Origin of the sequence: Streptomyces sp. ID05-26A, assembly GCF_033794685.1 — a bacterium.
GTDB lineage: Bacteria > Actinomycetota > Actinomycetes > Mycobacteriales > Pseudonocardiaceae > Lentzea.
This window is the reverse complement of record NZ_JARAYZ010000002.1, coordinates 1,674,269-1,692,521: the sequence shown is the minus strand read 5'-3', so window position 1 is coordinate 1,692,521 and position 18,253 is coordinate 1,674,269. Positions and strand designations below refer to the sequence as shown.

The window sequence follows — 18,253 nt, the reverse complement described above, 5'->3', positions numbered from 1 at the left end:
TTCTACTTTGAGGGTGTGGTCATAGGACTCTGGAACATCGCTGCCGATCAGCCGGACCTGACCGCGCTGGTCGATCCGAGTGGTCGCGAGATCACCTACGCCGGGCTCGCGGCCGACGCGAACCGCTACGGACGCGGGTTCCGGGCCCTGGGCCTGCAACCCGGCGACAGCATCGTGCTGATGCTGCCCAACAGCGCCGACCTGGTGGCGGTGTACTTCGCCGCCTACCAGACCGGTCTCTACGTCGTGATGGCCAACTGGCACCTGACCGGCGCCGAGGTCGCGTACCTCGTGCAGGACAGCGGTGCCAAGGCTTTCGTCGCCCACGAACGGTTCGCGGTCGCCGCGACCGAGGCGGCGGCGAGCCTGCCGGCGAACGCGCGGTTCGCGGTCGGTGAGATCGCGGGGTTCGAGCCGCTGGCCGAGCTCGGCGAGGGTGAGGAGGGCAGGCCCGACGGCCGCACCACCGGGTCGCCGATGCTCTACACCTCCGGCACGACCGGCCGGCCCAAGGGCGTGCGCAGGCCGTTGACCGGCGCGGACCCCGACACCGTGCCGCCGAGCGCCGCCTGGTTCTTCGGGATCTTCGGGATCAAGCCGCACGACGGGCACGTGCACCTGTGCGGGTCTCCGCTCTACCACACGGCCGTGCTGAACTTCGTGACCATCTCGATCCAGCTCGGCCACACCGCCGTGCTCATGGACCACTGGGCGCCGGAGGAGATGCTGCGGCTGATCGAGCGGTACAAGGTCACTCACAGCCACATGGTGCCGACGCAGTTCCACCGGTTGCTGGCGCTGCCGGACGAGGTGAAGGCCAAGTACGACATGGGGTCGCTGCGGTCGATGATCCACGGCGCGGCGCCCTGCCCCCTGGAGGTCAAGCGCCGCATGCTCGACTGGTGGGGGCCGGTCGTGATCGAGTACTACGCGGCCACCGAGGGCGGTGGCACGGCGATCAGCGCCACGGAATGGCTCAAGAAACCGGGTTCGGTCGGGCTGCCGTGGCCGACGTCCGAGATCAAGATCCTGGGCGAGGACGGGACCGAGCTGCCGGTCGGCGAGCAGGGCCTGGTCTACATGCGGATGGGCGACTCGACCTTCGAGTACCACAAGGACTCCGAGAAGACCCGTGCCGCGCGCGTGGGCAAGCTGTTCACGTTGCAGGACATCGGGTATCTCGACGAGGACGGTTACCTGTTCCTGTGCGACCGCAAGAACGACATGATCATCTCTGGCGGGGTGAACATCTACCCGGCGGAGATCGAGGGTGAGCTGATCTGCCACCCCAAGGTCGCGGACGTGGCGGTGTTCGGTGTGCCGCACGCGGACTGGGGTGAGGCGATCAAGGCCGTCGTGCAGCCGGTCGACGGCGTTGAACCCTCGGAAGCCTTGACCGAGGAACTGCTGGAGTTCGCGCGGACGAGGCTCGCGAAGTTCAAGCTGCCGCGCACCGTGGAGTACATGGACGAGCTGCCGCGCGACCCCAACGGCAAGCTGTACAAGCGAAAGCTACGGAGCCAAGAAAAGAGTTCAGGCAGTGCGTGACGCCATCAAGATGTCGGCCGACGAGGTCGAGACGTTCCTGGCCGGGCAGAAGACGTTGATCGTGGCCACCATCGGCCGCAACGGGCTGCCGCACCTCGCGCCGATGTGGTTCGCGTGGGTAGACGGCGAACTGGTCTTCTGCACCGACCGCAAGTCGCAGAAGATCCTGAACCTGCAACGTGATCCGCGCTGCAGCGTGCTGGCCGAGGCGGGGGAGTCCTACGACCAGCTTCGCGGCGTGCACATGGAGGGCGTCACCGAGTTCACGGACCTCGGCCCGGTCGTGGACGCCGTGGTGGAGCGCAACTTCGGCGAGGTCGGCGACGACCCCCAGGCCCGTGAGGCACTGCGCAAGGCGATGTCGAGGCGCGTCGCCGTGATCTTCCGTCCGACCAAGACAGCCAGCTGGGACCACCGGAAGACGATGTCTGGAGTGAACCCGTGAACCTGAACCGCCGTCAGGTGCTCGCCGGAGCCGGTCTCGCACTGGCCTCCGGACTCGTCAGACCCGCCACCGCGTCCGCCGACCTCGGCGAGTTCGACGTCGTGGTCGTCGGTGCGGGAGCGGCCGGCATGACCGCCGCGCTCACCGCGGCCAAACGCGGCCTGAGCTGCGTGGTCGTGGAGAAGGCGCCGACCTACGGGGGCTCGGCCGCCCGGTCCGGCGCCGGCATCTGGATCCCCAACAACGAGATCATCCTCGCCGCCGGTGTGCCGGACACGCCCGCGAAGGCCGCGCAGTACATGGCGGCGGTCGTCGGCGACATCCCCCTGGTGCGGCAGCAGGCGTACCTGTCGTACGGGCCGCAGATGATCTCGTTCGTCATGCGCAACAGCCCGTTGCGGTTCCGGCACATGGACGGCTACAGCGACTACTACCCGGAGTACCCCGGCGGCATCGCGAAGGGACGGTCGATCGAGCCGGAGATGCTCGACGGCCGCGTCCTCGGGCCCGAACTCGCGAACCTGAACGCCCCGTACCTGTCCACACCGGCCGGAATGGTGATCTACGGCGCGGACTACAAGTGGCTGGCACTGGCCCTGGTCAACGCGAAGGGCGCCGCGACGGCGGCGGCCGCCCTGGCGCGAGGCACCGCCGCCGCCCTGGCGGGCCAGAAGCCGCTGACGATGGGGCAGGCACTGGCCGGCGGGCTGCGCGCGGGGTTGTTGCAGGCTCAGGTGCCGGTCTGGCTGAACACCGGGTTGCAGGACCTGATCGTCGAGAACGGCGTCGTGAAGGGAGTGCTGACCTCGCGGGGCGCCGTGCGGGCCCGTCGCGGCGTGATCATGGGCTCCGGCGGCTTCGAGCACAACGCGGCCATGCGCGCCCAGTACCAGCGCCAGCCGATCGGTACTCAGTGGACGGTCGGCGCGAAGGAGAACACCGGCGACGGCCACCGGGCCGGCCTGCGCGCGGGCGCCGCCGTGGACCTGATGGACGACGCCTGGTGGGGTCCCGCTATCCCGGTGCCCGGCACCCCGTACTTCTGCCTCGCCGAACGCACGCTCCCCGGCGGCCTGATGATCAACGCCGCCGGTCGCCGCTTCGTCAACGAGGCCGCGCCCTACAGCGACGTCGTGCACGTCATGTACGACAAGAACCCGTCCGACCCGTGCATTCCGGCGTGGCTCGTCGTCGACCAGAACTACCGCAACAGGTACCTGTTCGCGGACGTCGCGCCGACGCTGCCGCTGCCCGACGGCTGGTACCAGTCGGGTGCGGTGGTGAAGAACTGGTCGCTGGACGGCCTGGCCTCGGCCATCGGCGTGCCGGGAGCGAACCTGAAGTCGACCGTCAGCCGGTTCAACGGCCAGGCCATGACCGGCCGGGACGCCGACTTCAAACGCGGCGACAGCGCCTACGACCACTACTACACCGACCCGGCGGTCTTCCCGAACTCGTGCCTCGCACCGCTGTGGGCGCCGCCGTTCTACGCTTTCAAGATCGTGCCCGGCGACCTCGGCACCAAGGGCGGCCTCGTCACCGACGCGCGTGCCCGCGTGCTGCGACCGGACGGCTCGGTGATCCGGGGGCTCTACGCGGCGGGCAACGTGAGCGCGGCCGTGATGGGCAACAGCTACGCCGGGGCGGGATCGACCATCGGGCCCGCCATGACGTTCGGGTACATCGCGGCGAACGACCTCTAGGGACAGCGGCACAGGGCGGGGACGTCGACGAACCTGAGCCGCTCGGTGATCTGGACGAACGGCCAGCCACCGGTCTCCGCGAGCAGGAGATCGGTGGTCGTGCTGTCCCCGGCGACCAGGCAGACCGTCCGTCCGCCGGTCAGCGCCTCGCGGACCGCGGCGGTGAACCCTGCGGTGCCCTTGGGATGTCCGACCTCGCCGGAGACGAACACGCGCTCGAACCGGTCGGCCAGACCGGACAGCTCGATCTTCGCGCGCTGGAGCGACCGGCAGCCGTCCGTGGCCAGCCACAGTTCGTGACGTTCGCGCAGTGAGTCCAAAGCGGACTCCACGCCGGGGAACGGCCGCACCAAGGCCCTGCGCGCTCCGCGGAACGCCGCCGCCGCGCTTCCGGCGTCGGCATCACTGCCCAGATCGTCCAGGGCGAGCCGCCACGCCCGCACGTCGTTGCCCACCAACGCCTGGACGACGTCCTCCGGCATCGGCAGTTCGTGGAAGTCCGCCCAGAGCGCTTCCCAGGAGGCGACCCGTTCCACCTCGCGATGAGTGACCTGGCGGTTCTCACGCCACTCTCGCCGTGCGGCGGCGAGCACGGTGTCGACGGCCTGGACGTCCGAGGCGAGCGAGAATTCGCTCAGCACCGAGGCGATGGCGGCGCGCGCCGCGGCGCCGTCGGGGATCAGGCAGTCGTCGAGGTCGATGATGACAACAGGGCTCACGGACCGATGCTAACGATCAGACCGCCTCCCAGATCGTGACCTGGCCGGTGATCGCGCTGCCGTCCAGCGCGATCACGTCGATGCGGAAGATCCTTCCGGCAGGGGTCTTCCCGCACACCCGGCTGCCCACGACGACGTTGTCAGCGTCCAGTGTCGCGTTCTCGCCGAGGTGCGCCAGGCAGTCGGCCCGTCCCGGCACGCCCTCCGCGAACCATTCCGCCAGCCAGTAGCCGGGATCACCGTGCAGTCGCGTCGGGGTGAGCGCCCAGACGTTCGACTCCGGCACGTCCCGGGGAGGGACGGGGTCCAGGTGGAAGCTCGCGAACCTCAACTGGCCGCTGAACCGCACACCGTCGCCCGTGGTCGCGGGTGGGGGAACCGTGGCTGCCTTGGCGGTGGTCGTCGTGACGACCGGTGGGACGACGGCCGGGGTGCTGACGGTCTGACGCGCTGTCGGCACGATCGGGGCAGGACGGCCCGCGGTGGTCGTGGTGCCGGGCGGGACGATGGCGGGTGCCGGGGTTGGAACGATCTCAGCAGTGTTCTCGCTGGTGACAGCGGCCGGCATCTCCTTCACCGGCTCGCCGGACGGCATCAACTTCAGCGCCAGTGTGGACACACCGGCGACGGCGATCACCGTGACCGCGGCGGTCGCGGCCCAGAAGCTCTTGCCCCGCAGGGACTTGGCGGGAGCTCCGAGGGTGAACGCCATCGACCCGGCCTGGAACGCCGTGCTGACGTTGCCGTCTATCCCGTTGTCGGTCTCTTGATCGGAGTGTCTCAAGACTGGCCCCTGCCCCGGACTGCGGATTGTTTGATACGCAGATCGGAGCGGTGCCGCCGAGTGTTACGGGCTCGAACGAATTCGTCCGGGAGGTGTCTACCGGCCCTTGAACTCCGGCTTGCGCTTCTCCGCGAACGCTCGCGGCCCCTCCTTGGCGTCCTCGCTGGAGAACACCTCCATGCCCAGCCGGGCGTCCACTTGGAACGCCTCGTTCTCGTGCATCACCTCGGTCTCCCGCATGGTCTGCAGGATCTTCTGGACCGCGATCGGCCCGTTGGCCGTGATCAGCGCGGCCAGTTCGAGGGCCTTGTCCAGCGCCTGGCCGTCCGGCACCACGTGCCCGATCAGCCCGATCTCCTTGGCCTCGGCGGCCCGGATGTGCCGCCCGGTCAGCAGGAGGTCGGCCGCGACCGTGTAGGCGATCTGGCGCGGCAGCCGCACCGCCGAGCCGCCCAGGGGGAACAGGCCCCAGCGCGCCTCGGAGACGCCGAACCGCGCGCTCTCACCGGCCACCCGGATGTCGGTCGCCTGCAGGATCTCCGTGCCACCGGCGACCGCGGGTCCTTCCACCGCGGCGATGAGCGGTTTCGTCAATCGACGTCCCTTGAGCAGTGGTTCGATGACGGAGAAGTCGAACTTGCCGGCGTTCTCGCTGGGGTGGTTGGACGTCATGGCCTTCAGGTCCGCGCCCGCGCAGAACGAGCCGCCCGCGCCGGTCAGGACGCAGACGCGGACGTCCGGATCGGAGTCCACTCGGTCCCACGCGTCCTTCATGATGGCCAACATGGGGCCGGACAACGCGTTGCGGACCTCGGGCCGGTTCATCGTGACGACCAGGACGTTGCCGACCAGGTCCACCAACGCGTGTGGTTCCGTCGTGGTCGTCATTCACAGGCCTCCTGGATCGAGTCTGACCGCACGGGGGATTGTCCCGAACAGTAACACGTTCTACTTTGCCTACCATGGCCCTCAACGTCGCAGACCTCGTTGAACACGCCGCCGACACCGTGCCCGACAGGACCGCGCTCGTGTGCGGGTCCAAGCGGGTCACCTACGCCGAGCTGGAGTCGCGAGCCAACAAACTGGCTCACCACCTGGCAAAGAACGGCGTGACGCAGGGTGCGCACGTGGGGCTCTACGCGCGCAACTCCATCGAACTCGTCGAAGCCCTGCTCGCGGTCTACAAGCTGCGTGCCGTGGCCATCAACGTGAACTACCGCTACACCAAGAACGAGTTGCAATACTTGTTCGGGGAAGCCGATCTGGTCGCTCTGGTACACGAACGGCGGTACTCGCCGCTGGTCGCGGAAGTCGGCGCTCCCGGGCCCATCGTCGTGATCGACGACGAGTCCGACGAGGAGTTCGCCGGTGTCGAGTACGAGGCGGCGCTCGCGGAGGAGTCGGGGGAGCGGGACTTCGGGCCGCGCAGCCCCGATGACCTCTACATCCTGTTCACCGGCGGCACGACCGGCATGCCCAAGGGCGTGATGTGGCGGCACGAGGACGTGTGGCGCACGCTCGGCGGCGGCATCGACTTCGTCACCGGCGAACGGCTGACCGACGAGTGGCAGCAGGCCAAGTCGGGCAAGGACTACGGCCTCGTCCGCCTCTGCCTCCCGCCGCTGATCCACGGCGCGGCGCAGTGGGCCGTGCTGGGCGCGCTGTTCTGCGGCAGCACGGTGGTGCTGGTGCCGAAGTTCGACCCCGCCGAGATCTGGCGGGCGATCGAGCGGGAGAAGGTCCAGGTCGCGGCCATCACGGGCGACGCGATGGGCCGGCCGTTGATCGAGGAGTTCCAGCGCAACGACTACGACGGCTCGTCGCTGTTCATCCTCAACAGCAGTGCCGCCCTGTTCTCCTATCCCGTGAAGAAGCTGTACCAGGAGCTCCTGCCGCACACGACGTTGCTGGAGTCGATCGGGTCGAGCGAGACCGGGTCCACCGGCATCGGCGCGGTGTCCAAGGAGATGGTCAAGACCGACGGCACCAAGGTGAAGCTCAACGAGGACACCATCGTCATCGACGAGGACGGCAACAGGCTCGAGCCGGCACCCGGTGTGATCGGCAAGCTGGCGCGTGGCGGGCACATCCCGATCGGCTACTACAAGGACCCGGAGAAGACCGCGCGGATGTTCGTCGAGGTCGACGGCAAGCGGTTCACCGTGCCCGGCGACTTCGCCCGGTTCGAGGAGGACGGCGACATCACGTTGCTGGGGCGCGGCAACACCTGCGTCAACACCGGCGGCGAGAAGGTGTTCCCCGAGGAGGTCGAAGGGGTGCTGAAGTCGCACCCGGACGTCTTCGACGCGCTCGTGATCGGCATCCCCGACGACCTGCTCGGCCAGCGCGTCGGCGCGATCGTCCAGCCGCGCGATGGTGCCACGCCGACACTGTCCGAACTGGACGCGCACGTCCGCGAGTCGCTCGCGGGCTACAAGGTGCCGCGGTCGTTGTGGCTCGTCGGCGAGATCGGCCGCACCCCCAGCGGCAAACCCGACTACCAGTGGGCGAAGCGCCACGTGGAGGACCATGCGCACCAGCCTGTGTGACGAGCTGGGCATCGAGCACCCCGTCTTCGGCTTCACGCCGTCCGAGCACGTGGCGGCGGCGATCAGCAGGGCGGGCGGGCTCGGTGTCCTCGGGTGCGTGCGGTTCAACGAGGCGGAGGACCTCGACCGCGCGTTGACGTGGATGGACGAGAACACCGACGGCAAGCCCTACGGCGTCGACATCGTCATGCCCGCCACCGTGCCGAAGGAGGGCACGCAGATCGACCTGGCCGGGCTGATCCCGCAGAGCCACAAGGAGTTCGTGCAGCAGACGTTGCTCAAGCTCGGCGTGCCACCTCTGCCCGACGGCGAGGGCGGCGAGGGCGTGCTCGGCTGGCTGCACTCCGTCGCGCGCTCGCACGTCGACGTGGCGCTGGAACACCCGATCCGGCTCATCGCGAACGCGCTGGGCTCACCCCCGACGGACGTCATCGAGCGGGTGCACGCGGCCGGGGTGCCGGTGGCGGCACTGGCGGGCAAGGCCGAACACGCGCGACGGCACGTGGCCAACGGCGTCGACATCGTGGTGGCGCAGGGTTACGAGGCCGGCGGGCACACCGGTGAGGTCGCCACGATGGTGCTCGTGCCGGAGATCGTGGACGCGGTCGACGTCCCGGTGCTCGCCGCGGGCGGCATCGGTTCGGGACGACAGGCGGCCGCGGCGATGGCGCTCGGCGCGTCCGGCGTGTGGATGGGCTCGTACTGGCTCACCACGGCCGAGTACACACTGGGCAACTCCAGCACGCAGGAAGCCCTGCTGGCGGCCGGTTCCAGCGACACCGTCCGCACCCGCATCTACACGGGCAAACCTGCGCGGCTGCTGAAGACGCGGTGGACGGAGGCGTGGGCGTCGCCGGACGCGCCGGAGCCGTTGCCGATGCCGTTGCAGAACATCCTGGTCAGCGAGGCGCACCACCGGATCGCCCGGTCCGCCGACCCGTCCGTGGTGTCGATGCCGGTCGGGCAGGTCGTCGGGCGGATGAACGAGGTCCGGCCGGTCGCGGACGTGATGGCCGACCTGCTGGCGGAGTTCGACGAGACGGTGAAGAGGCTGACGTCGCTGGGCCGCTGACACGGCCCGGAACGGCAGGCCTGACCCGCAGCTGTGCGTCTTCGGCTGCGGGTCTGCGGCTGATCACATCGCGGCACTGAGTTTCAGGAGCTGGGCGGTCGCCCCGCCCAGCTCGAACTCGTTGCGCTTCGCCGCTGTGAAGTAGCGGTGGACGTCGTGGCTCATGTCGATGCCCGTGCCGCCGTGGACGTGCACGGCGGTGTGCGCCACGCGGTGCCCGGCGTCGGCGGCCCAGAACTTCGCCGTCGCCACCTCCGCCGCCGCGTCCAGGCCCTCGGAGAGCCGCCAGGCGGCCTGCCAGAGGGTCAGGCGGATGGCCGCGACGTCGATGTACGCATCAGCGAGTCGTTGCGCCACGGCCTGGAAGCTGCCGATGGGCCGGTCGAACTGCACACGGGTGCGGGCGTACTCGGCGGTCAGCTCCAGAGCGCGCTCGGTGACGCCGAGCTGCACCGCGCAGAGGCCGAGCGTGTACCGCGTGATCAGCCAGTCGGGGGAGAGGCCGGGGACGACCTCGCCGCCGGAGAACTCGAAGGACCCCGCGTCGGAGCCGTCGACCAGCTCCTGCGGGGTGATCTCCAGCTGGTCCGCCTCGACGAGGAACACCTCTTCGCCGTGCGCCACCAGGAAAGCGGCGGCGGTCCGCGCGAACGGCACCGCGGTCCGCACGCCGTCGGCCTCCGAGAGTGCCACGGTCAGCACGGTTCCCGGCGTCAGCCAGCGCCGGCGCTGCTCGGGTGTGCCGAACTCCGCGAGTGCCGACGCCGCGACCGTCGCGGGCAGGTAGGGGACCGTCGCGACCGCCCGGCCCAGTTCGACCAGCACCGAGCACTGTTCCAGCACACCGAACTCGTCGGCCTGCTCCGGCACGACACCCGACTTCACGAGATCGGGCCACGGCGTGTCCGACGAGTCGAGGATCTTGCGGGTCAGACCGGCCAGCTCGCGCTGCGCCTCGGTCAGCGTGAAGTCCATGGCATCTCCTACCGAGGTACAGCGGGGAGCCCGAGGCCCGTCCGCGCGATGATGTCCCGCTGGATCTCGTTGGTACCGCCGCCGAACGTCAGGATCAACGCCGACCGGTGCATCCGTTCCACCCGGCCGTGCAACAGTGCGCCGGGAGAGCCGGTGCGCACGATTCCGTTGGCGCCCAGCACCTCCATCAGCAGGCGGTAGCCCTCGGTAGCGAACTCGGTGCCGAACACCTTGGTCGCGGAGGCCTCGGCCGGTGAGGGGGCCTCGTCGGAACCGGACGCGATGCGCCAGTTGATGAGCTTGAGGAACTCGGTCTTGGCGTGCACGCGGGCGAGGTGCAGGCGCACCCACTCCTGTTCCGCGGCGCCGGTTTCGTCCGCCCATTGACGAACTTCGCGCAGCGCGGTCTGCAGTGGCGCGGCCGAGCAGAGGGCGACGCGTTCGTGGTTGAGCTGGTTGGTGATGAGCTTCCAGCCCTTGTGCTCCTCGCCGATGAGGTTCGCCGCGGGCACCCGCACGTTGTCGTAGAAGGTGGCGCTGGTCGTGGGCCCGGACATCGTCGGCACGGGGGTCCAGGAGAAGCCGGGATCGGTCGTCGGCACCATCAGGATGCTCAAACCCCTGTGCCGCTGAGACTCCTGGTCGGTGCGGCAGGCCAGCCACACGTAGTCGGCGTACTGGACGAGACTCGTCCACATCTTCTGGCCGTTGATCACGTACTCGTCGCCGTCGCGGACCGCTCTCGTGCGCAGGGCGGCGAGGTCGGTGCCCGCCTCCGGTTCGGAGTAGCCGATGGCGAAGTGCAGCTCACCGGACGCGATCTTCGGCAGGTAGAACGCCTTCTGCTCGGGTGTTCCGAGCGACATGATCGTCGGGCCGATGGAGTTCAGCGTCAGGAACGGCACCGGCGCACCGGCCGCGGAGGCCTCGTCCAGGAAGATCAGCTGCTCGATCATCGGCCTGTTCCGGCCGCCGTACTCCTCCGGCCAGCCGATGGTCAGCCAGCCGTCGCGACCCATCTGGCGGACGGTGTCCTTGTAGACCGCTGCGTCGCCGTAGTCGCCGCCCCCGGCGAGGCTGGTTTTGCGTTCGGGCGTCATGAGCGCGGCGAAGTACGCCCGCAACTCCTGGCGCAGCTGCTCCTGTTCGGGCGTGAAACCGATGCGCATGACCGCTACTCTAGAACAAGTTCTACTTGATGTCAGGAGGCCGTGATGAAGGTCGGCGTCGACCCCGCGCTGTGCGAGGCGCACGGGGAGTGCATGTCCATCCTGCCCGAGGTGTTCGACCTCGACGACGACGAGGTTCTGCAGATCCGGGATGGTGAGTTGGCCTCGGGGGAGGAAGCGTCGGCGGAACGCGCGGTGGCGTCGTGCCCCATGGGCGCGCTGCGGCTCTCACGCTGATGGGCCTTGTCATGAACAAGAACAGATTCTAGTGTGCGACGGGTTACTTCGACCGTGAGCTCAGCGAGGAGTGATACCGGTGAAGGCTGCCGTGCTCAACCAGGTAGGCGACGACAAGCTCGAGCTCCGCGACGACGTGACCACCACCCCGGTGGGGCCGCAGGAGATCCGCATCAGGATCAAGGCGTGCGGGGTGTGCCACAGCGATCTGTCCGCAATGGACGGAACACTGCCGGCCCTGGCACCCGGTGTCGTCGGCCACGAGGGCGCCGGTGAGGTCGCCGAGATCGGGAGCGCCGTGACGTCGCTCGCGGTCGGTGACCACGTGGCGATCACGTTCGTGCCGCCGTGCGGGAAGTGCGCCCAGTGCGTGACGGGCCAGTCGCATCTGTGCCTCATACACACCATCTCCGCTTTCACGTCACCGAGGTTCGTCGTCGGGGGCAACCCGGCCTTCGGTTACGCCGGGCTCGGCGCGTTCGCCGAGGAGATGGTCGTGCCCGCCGACGCGGCCGTGAAGATCGACGACGACGTGCCGTGGGACGTCGCCGCGTTGCTGTCGTGCGGCATCCTGACCGGCGTCGGAGCGGTGCTCAACACCGCGAAGGTCGAGGCGGGCGCCAGCGTGGCCGTGATCGGCTGCGGTGGGGTCGGTGTCGCGGTGATCCAGGGGGCCCGGCTCGCCGCCGCGGCCCGGATCGTCGCCGTCGACCCCGTGCTGGAGAAGCACGAGGTGGCGCAGAGGTTCGGCGCGACGCACGCGACGACGCCCGACGGCGTCGTGGACCTCAACAACCAGCTGAACTTCGGCATGGGCTTCGACTACGTGTTCGACGTCGTCGGCTTGCCCGCCACGATCCGCCAGGCGTGGGACCTGACCCGCCGCGGTGGCCACACGGTCGTCGTCGGCGCGGGCCGGGCGGACGCGATGGTGTCGTTCAGCGCCCAGGAACTCTTCCTGCACGACAAGACGTTGCACGGATCGTTCTACGGGACGGCGAACTTCCGCCGCGACATCCCGCGCATGATCGCGCTGTGGAGGCAGGGCCGGCTCGACCTCGAAGGCATGATCAGCAAGCGGATCAGGCTCGAGGACGTGAACGAGGGCCTGCAGGCGCTCAAGGGCGGCGGATCCCTGATCCGCCAGGTGATCCTCTTCGATTAGGAGTCTGTTGTGGACCTTGCGGGGAAGGTCGCCGTGGTCACCGGCGCCGGTGCAGGGCTCGGTCGTGCGGAAGCACTCGAGCTCGCGCGGGCCGGTGCGTCGATCGTGCTCAACGACCTGCTGGGGTCGGCTGACGCCGTCGCGGCCGAGATCGAGGAACTGGGCGGGAAGTGCGTGGTCGTCGAGGGTGACGTGGGGGAGCGGGCCACCGCCGACGCCCTCGTCACCGCCGCGATGGAGCAGTTCGGCGGGCTGCACGTGGTCGTGAACAACGCGGGAGTGCTGCGCGACCGGATGTTGTTCAACATGACCGACGAGGAGTGGGACCTGGTCGTGCGCGTGCACCTGCGCGGCCACTTCCTGTTGTCGCGCAACGCGGTCGCGCTGTGGAAGCAGCAGTCGAAGGCGGCGGGCGAACCGGTCTACGCGCGGATCGTGAACACCTCCTCGGAGGCGTTCCTGCTCGGCTCGGAGGGCCAGGCCAACTACGCGGCGGCCAAGGCGGGCATCGCGGCGCTCACCGTGGCGACGGCCCGGGGCACCAGCCGGTACGGCGTGCGCGCCAACGCGATCTGCCCACGCGCCCGCACCCAGATGACGGCGCACGTGTTCGGCGACGCGCCGGAGGGCGACGACTCGCTGGCGCCCGAGCACGTCGCGAAGTTCGTGGCACACCTGGCGGGACCGTCCGGCGAGAGGATCAACGGACAGGTCTTCGTCGTGCACGGCGGCATGGTCGCGCTGATGGCGCCGCCGACCGTCGAGCAGACGTTCGGCGCGTTCACCGATCTCGACGGCCACTTCGCCGACCGGGATCCACAAAGGACTTTCGCCTGCACGGACACACTGCAACTTTGACTTTGGCTGCTCTAGGAGGAGCTGTGACGCTCACCGTCCAACCGCACCGCGAGACGCTGGGCCTCAAGGACGGCCGGCTCCTCATCGGAGGCGAGTTCCGCGAGACCGACGAGACCTGGACCCACCACCACCCCGCGACCGGTGAGGAGATCGGCAGTTTCGCCGTCGCGTCGGCGAAGGACGTGGACGCGGCGGTGCTGGCCGCCCGCAAGGCCTTCGACGAGGGCACCTGGGCGCGCAGCCGGGCGAGCGAGCGCATCAAGGTCCTGCGCAGGTACGGGGACCTGCTGCGGGAGCACTCCGACGAGCTGCGCGGCCTGCAGGCGCTGGACAACGGCGTGCCGCTGTCGTTCGGCCAGATCTACGCCACCTCGGTCGGCATCGCGGCGGACATCTTCGACCACCACGCGGGCTGGATCGACAAGGTCGGCGGCCAGACCCTGCCGCCGTACCAGGGCGGCGACCACCTCGCGATGACGTTCCGCGAACCGGTCGGCGTCGTCGCGGCGATCCTGCCGTGGAACGCGCCGTTCGTGCTGTTCGCCCAGAAGCTCGCGCCCGCGCTGGCCGCGGGCTGCACGGTCGTGGTGAAGCCGTCGGAGTTCGCGTCGTTCTGCGTGATCCGCATGGTCGAGCTGCTGCTCGAGGCAGGCCTCCCCGAGGGCGTCGTCAACCTCGTCACCGGTCCCGGCAACCCGACCGGCGAAGCGCTGATCACCCACCCCGGCGTCGACAAGATCAGCTTCACCGGCAGCCGCGGTGTCGGCCGCCGGATCGTCGAGGCCTCGGCCGCGACGATGAAGCGCGTTTCCCTGGAACTGGGCGGGAAGTCGCCGGCGATCGTGTTCGCGGACGCCCCGAACGTCGGTCTCGCCGCGATGACCTGCATGGGCATGGTCACGATGGGCCTGTCCGGGCAGGCGTGCGTCGCGCACACCAGGGCGTTGGTGCAACGGGAGGCGCAGGACGAGTTCATCTCGATGGCGCAGATGCTCGCGACCGCCGTGACGTTCGGCGACCCGTTCGACCCGGCCGTGCTGGCGAGCCCGCTGATCAACGGCAAGCAGCTCGAACGCGTGCTCGGCTACATCGAACGCGGCCAGGAGGAGGGCGCGCGCCTCGTCACCGGCGGCACCCGGCTCGACGGCGACTACGCGTCCGGCAACTTCGTCGCGCCCACGATCTTCGCCGACGCCACCAACGACATGGCGATCGCGCGTGACGAGATCTTCGGTCCGGTGCTCACGATCGTGCCGTTCGACACCGAGGAAGAGGCCGTCCGGATCGCGAACGACACCGAGTACGGGCTGGGCGCCGGCGTCTACACCAACGACGTGCGCCGCGCGTTCCGCGTCTCGAAGGCCTTGCGCGTCGGGATGGTCGGCATCAACGGCTTCCAGCTCGAACCGCACATCCCGTTCGGCGGCTACAAGCAGTCGGGCCTCGGCCGTGAGGGCGGGCAGAGCGCCTACGAGGCCTACACCGAGCTCAAGACCGTGATGATGCCGCTGACCGACGAGATGATGTAGATGCGGCTGGAGGGAAAGGTCGCCCTGATCACCGGCGCCGCCCGGGGTCAGGGCGCGGCCGCGGCACGCCGGTTCACCGCCGAGGGCGCGCGGGTGATGATCACCGACGTCCTCGACGACCAGGGCAAGGAACTGGCGGCCGAACTCGGCGCCGAGTACTGCCACCTGGACGTGTCGTCGGAGGACGAGTGGGCCGAGGCCGTCGCGTTCACCGTGCAGACGTTCGGCGACATCACGGTTCTGGTGAACAACGCCGGCATCCTGCACTTCTCCGCACTGGCCGACACGACGCTCGCCGACTACCAGCGGGTGATCGGCATCAACCAGGTCGGCACGTTCCTCGGCATGCGCTCCGTCGTGGCGTCGATGAGGCAGGCCGGTGGCGGGTCGATCGTGAACGTGTCGTCCGTCGAAGGCTTGGGCGGTATGCCCTATCTGGTGGCGTACACAGCGTCGAAGTTCGCGATCCGCGGCATGACCAAGGTCGCCGCCATGGAACTGGGCCAGCACGGCATCCGCGTCAACTCCGTGCATCCCGGCGCCATCGACACCCCGATGGTCAGCACGGCGTTGGGGCGGCCGATCGACGTGTCGCCGATCGGCAAGAAGCTCGCGTTGCGGCGGATCGGGCAGCCTGAGGACGTCGCGAACGTCGTGCTGTTCCTGGCCAGTGACGACAGCGCGTACTGCACGGGCGGGGAGTTCGTGGTCGACGGAGGGGCGACGGCGACCCACGCGTTGAACGGTTGACGGTTACCAGGACGCAACCCGGTTGATCTCATCGGCGTCTTCGTGGTCGAGAGGTCAGAAACTGGGGAGCTTCATGTGAGATCACTACTGTTGACGGCCGCGCTGGTCATCGGGCTGGCGCCGGCCGCGCTCGCCGCCGAAGAGGCGCAGACACCCGTTCTGTCCTGGCAGGACTGCCAGGACGGGTTCCAGTGCTCGACGGCGAAGGTGCCGCTGGACCACGACCAGCCCTACGGCACGAAGATCGACCTGGCGCTGATCAGGCTGCCCGCGACCGACCCGGCGAAGCGGATCGGCTCGTTGTTCGTGAACTTCGGCGGCCCCGGTGCGTCCGGTGTGGACAGACTGCGGGCGCGCGGCAAGTGGGAGTGGCTGTTCTCGTCCGAGCTGCGGTCGCGGTTCGACGTGGTCTCGTGGGACCAGCGCGGCATCGGCCGGTCGGCGACCGTGCGCTGCTTCGACAGCGTCGAGGAGCAGCAGACGTTCCTCAACTCCATTCCGGTCTACCCGGACACCGCGGCGCAGGAGCCCGCGTTCTACGACAGCTACCGCGAGTTCGTGCAACGGTGCGAGGACAAGTCCGGCGACCTGCTGGACCACGTCTCGTCGGCCAACACGGCCCGTGATCTCGATCTGCTGCGCAAGGCCGTGGGCGACAAGAAGCTGACGTACCACGGCATCTCGTACGGCACGCACCTCGGCGCGATCTACGCGAACATGTTCCCGGACAAGGTGCGCGCGCTCGCGTTCGACGGCTCGCTGGACTTCATCGGCAACGCCACCGGGCACGGCGACCAGGGCCGGACCGTGCCGCTGGACACCCGTCAGGACGTGCCGCGCGGTACCGCCGAGACGTTCGACCAGTTCCTGAAGCTGTGCGCGGCACCGGGCGCCCAGTGCGCGTTCGCCGGTGGCGACCTGAAGCAGAAGTGGGCGGACCTCGTCGCCCGTGTGACGGCGTCCCCGGTCACCACGCCGGACGGACGGTTCGACCGCGTCTCGCTGATCACCACCGTGTGGGACTCGCTGGCACAGCCGGACACCTGGCAGAACCTGGCCCGCGTGCTGCAGGGCGTCTGGGAGGCACCTGCCTCGCTGACGGCATCGGCGGCCGACTACACCTCGAACCGGTTCGAGGCGTTCAACGCCGTGCAGTGCTCGGACAGCGACTTCCCGCGTGACGCGGCCACGTACACGAAGTACGGCAAGAGCGAGGACGAGCGCGTGCCCTACTGGGGCCGTGCCATCGTGTTCGACATGATGGCCTGCGCGTTCTGGCAGGGCCGTGACGAAGACCGCTACACCGGTCCGTGGAACCGCTGGACCTCGGCGCCGATCCTGTTCATCAACAGCAGGTTCGACCCGTCGACGCCGTTGCACGGTGCTCGCGACGGTGCCGCGGAGATGGCCCGCACGGGGTTCCTGACCGTCGAGGGGTACGGGCACACCTCGATGTACGTGCGCAGCGCGTGCGCGGAGAAGGTGAAGCGGGAGTACCTCTTCACCGGTGTGCTGCCTGCTCAGAAGACCTGCGGCATCGACAGGTCGCCGTTCGCCTGACCGCTGCTCCGGAGGGCCCCGCCTCGCTGGTGGGGCCCTCCCGGGTGACTTACGTTGGTTCCATGCTGAACCCGCTGAGCCAGGCGTCCTTGGAACGGTTGCGGCTGCGCACGAGCGTGAAGTGGCGGCAGTTCCCGGACGACGTGCTGCCGTTGTGGGTGGCCGAGATGGACGTCGACCTGGCGGAGCCCGTCAAGCAGGCCGTCGCGGACGCCCTGGAACTGGGGGACACCGGCTACCCGGCCGGGACCGCGTACCAGGAGGCGCTGGCGGCGTTCGCGCACCAGCGCTGGGGCTGGGACCTGCCCCTGGACCGCACGGCGCTCGTGTCCGACGTGATGCTCGGCGCCGTCGAGCTGATCAAGCTGGTGTCCGGTCCGGGTGACCCGGTGATCGTCAGCCCGCCGGTGTACCCGCCGTTCTACCTGTTCGTCCGGAGCACGGGACGCGCCGTGATCGAGGCACCGCTGACGAACGGGCGCCTCGACCTCGACGGGATCGAGCGGACGTTCCGGCACGTCAAGGCGGACCGCCCGGTGTACCTGCTGTGCAACCCGCAGAACCCGACCGGCACCGTCCACACCGCCGGGGAGTTGACGGCTCTCGCCGCGCTGGCCAGGACGTACGGCGTTCGCGTGATCGCCGACGAGATCCACGCGCCGCTCGTCTCCAAGAGCACCCGGTTCGTGCCGTACCTGAGCGTCGACGACCAGGGGATGTGCCTGATGTCCGCGTCGAAGGGCTGGAACCTGGCGGCCATGCGCGCGGCGGTCGCGGTGGCGAACACCGACGACCTCGCGAGGTTGCCCGAGGAGGTCAGCCACGGACCGAGCCACTTCGGCACGATCGCGCACGCCGCCGCGTTCATCCACGGCGGCGAGTGGCTCGACGCCCTGCTCGACGGCCTCGACGAGAACCGGAAGCTGCTCAAGAACCTGCTCACCGAGCACCTGCCCGAGATCGGCTACGAACCCTCGGAGTCGACCTTCCTGGCGTGGCTCGACTGCCGGGCGATCAGCGACGACCCGGCCGCGTTCTTCCTCGAACGGGGCAAGGTGGCCCTGATGTCGGGCACCGGGTTCGGCAGCGGGGGAGAGGGGCACGTCCGGTTCAACCTCGGCACGTCGCCCGAGATCATCACCGAGGCCGTGCGCCGGATGGCTGCCAGCCGCTGACAGCGCGCTGCCAGC

At 69.2% G+C, this 18,253-nt stretch carries 17 protein-coding genes; 12 read left to right on the top strand and 5 right to left on the bottom strand.

Annotated features, from left to right (window positions below):
* Window positions 1–15 precede the first annotated feature (15 nt).
* Genes PV646_RS23365 through kstD form a run of 3 tightly spaced genes read left to right on the top strand, consistent with a single transcriptional unit; the run spans window position 16 to window position 3,696 of the window.
* Window positions 16–1,548 carry an acyl-CoA synthetase gene (locus PV646_RS23365; protein WP_500344304.1) on the top strand — a complete coding sequence of 511 codons (1,533 nt, stop codon included), beginning with the start codon at window positions 16–18 and terminating at the stop codon, window positions 1,546–1,548.
* Window positions 1,541–1,993, top strand: a complete 453-nt coding sequence (locus PV646_RS23360; RefSeq protein ID WP_500344303.1) for a pyridoxamine 5'-phosphate oxidase family protein — start codon at window positions 1,541–1,543, stop codon at window positions 1,991–1,993. Before PV646_RS23365 ends, PV646_RS23360 begins: the two co-directional genes overlap by 8 nt.
* Complete coding sequence (kstD, locus tag PV646_RS23355; protein WP_500344302.1) at window positions 1,990–3,696, top strand: 3-oxosteroid 1-dehydrogenase; 1,707 nt, start codon at window positions 1,990–1,992, stop codon at window positions 3,694–3,696. Before PV646_RS23360 ends, kstD begins: the two co-directional genes overlap by 4 nt.
* Here the strand turns inward: kstD and PV646_RS23350 are convergent.
* From PV646_RS23350 to PV646_RS23340, 3 genes are all read right to left on the bottom strand, one after another.
* Window positions 3,693–4,415, bottom strand: a complete 723-nt coding sequence (locus tag PV646_RS23350; protein ID WP_500344300.1) for an HAD family hydrolase — start codon at window positions 4,413–4,415, stop codon at window positions 3,693–3,695. The two genes, kstD and PV646_RS23350, sit on opposite strands and share 4 nt — an antisense overlap.
* A gap of 16 nt (window positions 4,416–4,431) precedes the next feature.
* Window positions 4,432–5,199, bottom strand: a complete 768-nt coding sequence (locus PV646_RS23345; protein ID WP_500344299.1) for a hypothetical protein — start codon at window positions 5,197–5,199, stop codon at window positions 4,432–4,434.
* A 96-nt stretch (window positions 5,200–5,295) separates the two neighbouring features.
* Entirely contained in the window at window positions 5,296–6,087 is a 792-nt protein-coding gene (locus PV646_RS23340; RefSeq protein WP_500344298.1) for a crotonase/enoyl-CoA hydratase family protein, read from the bottom strand.
* A gap of 74 nt (window positions 6,088–6,161) precedes the next feature.
* On the opposite strand from PV646_RS23340, the gene PV646_RS23335 reads away from it, so the two are divergent.
* Window positions 6,162–7,748 carry an acyl-CoA synthetase gene (locus PV646_RS23335; protein WP_500344297.1) on the top strand — a complete coding sequence of 529 codons (1,587 nt, stop codon included), beginning with the start codon at window positions 6,162–6,164 and terminating at the stop codon, window positions 7,746–7,748.
* Window positions 7,729–8,820 (top strand): NAD(P)H-dependent flavin oxidoreductase, encoded by a 1,092-nt coding sequence (locus PV646_RS23330; protein ID WP_500344296.1) that lies wholly within the window; start codon window positions 7,729–7,731, stop codon window positions 8,818–8,820. Before PV646_RS23335 ends, PV646_RS23330 begins: the two co-directional genes overlap by 20 nt.
* Window positions 8,821–8,883: 63 nt before the next feature.
* Here PV646_RS23330 and PV646_RS23325 read toward each other — a convergent pair whose 3' ends face one another.
* Together PV646_RS23325 and PV646_RS23320 are read right to left on the bottom strand one after the other, a co-directional pair.
* Entirely contained in the window at window positions 8,884–9,795 is a 912-nt protein-coding gene (locus tag PV646_RS23325) for an acyl-CoA dehydrogenase family protein (protein WP_500344295.1), read from the bottom strand.
* An 8-nt stretch (window positions 9,796–9,803) separates the two neighbouring features.
* Window positions 9,804–10,964 carry an acyl-CoA dehydrogenase family protein gene (locus tag PV646_RS23320; protein ID WP_500344294.1) on the bottom strand — a complete coding sequence of 387 codons (1,161 nt, stop codon included), beginning with the start codon at window positions 10,962–10,964 and terminating at the stop codon, window positions 9,804–9,806.
* Window positions 10,965–11,009: 45 nt separating this feature from the next.
* Between PV646_RS23320 and PV646_RS23315 the strand changes: the two genes are divergently transcribed.
* The 7 genes from PV646_RS23315 (at window position 11,010) to PV646_RS23285 (ending at window position 18,238) form a co-directional block, all read left to right on the top strand.
* A complete protein-coding gene (locus PV646_RS23315) occupies window positions 11,010–11,201 on the top strand; it encodes a ferredoxin (protein WP_500344293.1) in 192 nt (63 codons plus the stop codon).
* Between the two features lie 79 nt (window positions 11,202–11,280).
* Complete coding sequence (locus PV646_RS23310) at window positions 11,281–12,366, top strand: Zn-dependent alcohol dehydrogenase (RefSeq protein ID WP_500344292.1); 1,086 nt, start codon at window positions 11,281–11,283, stop codon at window positions 12,364–12,366.
* A 9-nt stretch (window positions 12,367–12,375) separates the two neighbouring features.
* Window positions 12,376–13,224 (top strand): SDR family NAD(P)-dependent oxidoreductase, encoded by an 849-nt coding sequence (locus PV646_RS23305; RefSeq protein ID WP_500344291.1) that lies wholly within the window; start codon window positions 12,376–12,378, stop codon window positions 13,222–13,224.
* A 23-nt stretch (window positions 13,225–13,247) separates the two neighbouring features.
* A complete protein-coding gene (locus PV646_RS23300) occupies window positions 13,248–14,753 on the top strand; it encodes an aldehyde dehydrogenase family protein (RefSeq protein ID WP_500344290.1) in 1,506 nt (501 codons plus the stop codon).
* Window positions 14,754–15,503, top strand: a complete 750-nt coding sequence (locus tag PV646_RS23295) for a glucose 1-dehydrogenase (RefSeq protein ID WP_500344289.1) — start codon at window positions 14,754–14,756, stop codon at window positions 15,501–15,503. It abuts the gene before it with no gap.
* 75 nt (window positions 15,504–15,578) lie between these two features.
* Window positions 15,579–17,063, top strand: a complete 1,485-nt coding sequence (locus tag PV646_RS23290) for an alpha/beta hydrolase (RefSeq protein ID WP_500344288.1) — start codon at window positions 15,579–15,581, stop codon at window positions 17,061–17,063.
* Between the two features lie 62 nt (window positions 17,064–17,125).
* The gene (locus PV646_RS23285; RefSeq protein WP_500344287.1) at window positions 17,126–18,238 is read left to right on the top strand and encodes a MalY/PatB family protein; all 1,113 of its coding nucleotides are present in this window, start codon (window positions 17,126–17,128) and stop codon (window positions 18,236–18,238) included.
* Window positions 18,239–18,253 lie beyond the last annotated feature (15 nt).